This is a genomic window from Aeromicrobium sp., from assembly GCF_036676885.1.
Lineage (GTDB): Bacteria > Actinomycetota > Actinomycetes > Propionibacteriales > Nocardioidaceae > Aeromicrobium.
The window spans coordinates 1-3,440 of the sequence record NZ_JAKFCB010000364.1; the positions used below are offsets into that span (position 1 = coordinate 1).

At 70.1% G+C, this 3,440-nt stretch carries 3 protein-coding genes; all 3 read left to right on the forward strand.

Annotation, left to right across the window (positions count from 1 at the left end):
• Positions 1 to 721: FadR/GntR family transcriptional regulator (locus tag V6M46_RS17260; protein ID WP_332667341.1), on the forward strand; the 721-nt coding region annotated here is incomplete at its 5' end.
• 13 nt (positions 722 to 734) lie between these two features.
• Positions 735 to 2,114, forward strand: coding sequence for a glutamine synthetase family protein (locus V6M46_RS17265; protein ID WP_332667343.1), 1,380 nt, complete (start codon positions 735 to 737; stop codon positions 2,112 to 2,114).
• Positions 2,115 to 2,123: 9 nt separating this feature from the next.
• The coding region (locus tag V6M46_RS17270) for an aldehyde dehydrogenase family protein (RefSeq protein ID WP_332667345.1) at positions 2,124 to 3,440 on the forward strand (1,317 nt) is incomplete at its 3' end.

Here is a 3,440-nt window from a genome sequence, read left to right on the forward strand (position 1 = left end):
CCTCGCGGACACGCAGGATGATCTCGCCGCCGCGGTGCTCCGCCCCCTCCGGGCACACCACGCCTTCGAGTCGTGCGTCGAGATGCTCGCCACGTCGATCCGCCTCGGCATCTACCCCGACGGCAGCACGCTGCCGCCCGAGCGCGAGCTCGCCGAGCGCATGGGGGTGTCGCGGTCGACGCTGCGCGAGGCGATCGGCGCGCTCCGCGACGCAGGGCTGCTGACGACCCGCCGGGGCCGTGGGGGTGGCAGTGTCGTCGAGTTCCATCCCGAGGAGCCCGGCGCCTCGACCACGCTGGAGCGTCCGCGGGCCGACCTGCTCGACGCCTTGACGTTCCGGCGCATCGTCGAGCCGGGAGCCGCGCACGCGGCGGCCCAGCGTACGTTGACCGATCAGCAGGCCGAGATGCTGCGGGCCGCCCTCGATCGGGTCAGCTCGGCGTCCAGCAAGGCCGTGCACCGCCAGGCCGACTCGCAGTTCCACCTCGCGATCGCCTCACTGACCGAGTCGCCGCTGCTGATCGACGCCGTGACGAGCGTGCAGATCCGCCTGCACGAGATGCTCGGGGCGATCCCGGTGCTCGACCGCAACATCGACCACTCGCGCCAGCAACACGCCGCGATCGCGGAGGCCATCCTCGCCGGGGACGCCGCCAAGGCACGGCGTGTCATGGAGAGCCACTGCGACGACACCGCAGCCCTGCTCCGGGGGCTCATGTGAAGGGGACCAGCAAATGACCGAACGACACCCACGCCTGCTCACCCTCGAGCACCTGCGCGTGCAGATCGAGGAGGGTGACGTCGACACCGTCGTCGTCGCGTTCACCGACATGCAGGGCAGGCTGCAGGGCAAGCGGCTGCACGGGCAGTACTTCCTCGACTTCGTGGTCGAGCAGGGGACCGAGGGCTGCAACTACCTCCTGAGCGTCGACATCGACATGAACACGGTCGACGGCTACGAGATGTCGTCGTGGGACAAGGGCTACGGCGACATGGAGTTCGCCCTCGACTTCAACACGATCCGGCTGCTGCCACATCTGCCCGCGACCGCGCTGATCCAGTGCGACCTGGTGTGGCTCGACCACAAGCCGGTCGTCCAGTCGCCGCGGACGATCCTCAAGGCGCAGCTCGCGAAGGCGGCCGATGCCGGGTTCACGGCGCTGGCCGGCACGGAGCTCGAGTTCATCGTGTTCGACACGACGTACGAGGCGGCCTGGTCCGGCGGTTATCGCGACCTCCCGCCCTCCAACCAGTACAACATCGACTACTCGATCGTCGGGACGACCCGTGTCGAGCCGCTGCTGCGCGACATCCGCAACTCGATGTACGCCGCGGGCATGAACGTCGAGGGCGCCAAGGGCGAGTGCAACCCCGGGCAGCACGAGATCGGCTTCCTCTACGACGAGGCGCTCGTGACGGCCGACAACCACGCGGTCTACAAGACCGCGGCCAAGGAGATCGCCGCGGCGCACGGCAAGGCGCTGACGTTCATGGCGAAGTACAACGAGCGCGAGGGCAACTCGTGCCACATCCACCTCTCGTTGCGCACCACCGACGGCGACATCGCGTTCTGGGACACCGAGCTGGATGGGGGAAGGGGCGGTCGCACGCCGACGTACGACCGGTTCATCGCCGGGATCCTCGCGACGATGCGCGACTTCACGCTGCTCTACGCGCCGAACGTCAACTCGTACAAGCGGTTCGCGGGCGGCTCGTTCGCGCCGACCGCGGTCGCGTGGGGCCTCGACAACCGGACCTGCGCCGTACGTCTGGTGGGCAAGGGACCGTCGGCGCGGCTGGAGAACCGGGTGCCCGGCGGCGACACCAACCCCTACCTCGCGCTCGCCGCGATGATGGCCGGTGGGCTGTACGGCATCGAGAACGAGCTGGAGCTCGAGCCCGAGCAGGCCGGCAATGCGTACGCCTCGGACAAGCCCAAGGTCCCGACGACGCTGCGCGAGGCGCGCGACGCCTGGGCCGGCTCGGCGATCGCGCGCCAGGTGTTCGGCGACGAGGTCGTGGACCACTACACCAACATGGCCGACGTCGAGCTCGCCTCGTTCGAGGCCGCCGTGACCGACTGGGAGCTGCGCCGCAGCTTCGAACGCATGTGAGGAACTGAATTGAGTAACACCTACACCGTCGTGAACCCCGCGACGGAGGAACAAGTCACCGACGTCCACCTGGCGTCGCTCGAGGAGACCGACGCCGCGATCGCGCGCGCCGCCGAGGCGTTCCCGCGCTGGCGCGATGTCGCACCCGGCGAGAAGGCCAGGCTGCTGCGCCGGTTCGCCCAGCTCGTCGACGAGCACGTCGAGGAGCTCGCCGAGCTCGAGGTGCGCAACTCCGGGCACACCTGGGGCAATGCGACGTGGGAGGCCGGCAACGTCCGGGACGTCCTCAACTACTACTCGGCCGCGCCCGAGCGGCTGACCGGGCACCAGATCCCGGTCGCCGGCGGCATCGACGTGACGTTCCACGAGCCGCTCGGCGTCGTCGGGATCATCGTGCCGTGGAACTTCCCGATGCCGATCGCCGGCTGGGGCTTCGCGCCCGCACTGGCGGCCGGCAACACGGTCGTGCTCAAGCCGGCGGAGCTGACGCCGCTGACCGCGATCCGGCTCGCGGAGCTGGGCCTCGAGGCCGGGCTGCCCGAAGGGGTCTTCACCGTGCTCCCCGGCAAGGGTTCGGTCGTCGGTGAGCGCTTCGTGACCCACCCGGCCGTACGCAAGGTGTGCTTCACGGGGTCGACCGAGGTCGGCAAGAAGATCATGGCCGGCTGCGCCGACCAGGTGAAGCGGGTGACGCTGGAGCTGGGCGGCAAGAGCGCCAACATCGTGTTCGCGGACGCCGACCTGGCCAAGGCGGCCGCGTCAGCGCCGTCGGCGGTGTTCGACAACGCCGGGCAGGACTGCTGCGCGCGCTCGCGCATCCTGGTGGAGCGCTCGGCGTACGACGAGTTCGTCTCGCTGCTGGAGCCCGCGGTCAAGGGCGTCAAGGTGCTCGACCCCTCGGACCATACGAGCGAGATGGGACCGCTGATCTCGGCCGGCCAGAAGGCGACCGTCAAGGGCTTCGTCGACGAGGTCGACGTGGCGTTCGCCGGGTCGGCGCCGCAGGGCCCGGGGTTCTGGTTCGCGCCGACCGTCGTGCTCGCCGCCGACCCGCAGCAGCGGATCTGGCGCGAGGAGGTGTTCGGGCCGGTCGTCGCGGTGATGCCGTTCGACGACGAGGCGCACGCGATCGAGCTCGCGAACGACACCGAGTTCGGGCTGTCCGGCTCGATCTTCACCCGCGACGTCGGGCGGGCGCTGCGGGTCTCGCGAGCCGTCGAGGCCGGTGCGCTGAGCGTCAACTCGCACTCGTCGGTGCGCTACTGGACGCCGTTCGGCGGCTTCAAGCAGTCCGGCATCGGCCGCGAGCTCGGCCCGGACGCGCCG

Bases quoted from the DNA above. Each gene is read 5' to 3' on its own strand.
- V6M46_RS17265 (WP_332667343.1), top strand. From the start codon at position 735: ATGACCGAACGACACCCACGCCTGCTCACCCTCGAGCACCTGCGCGTG.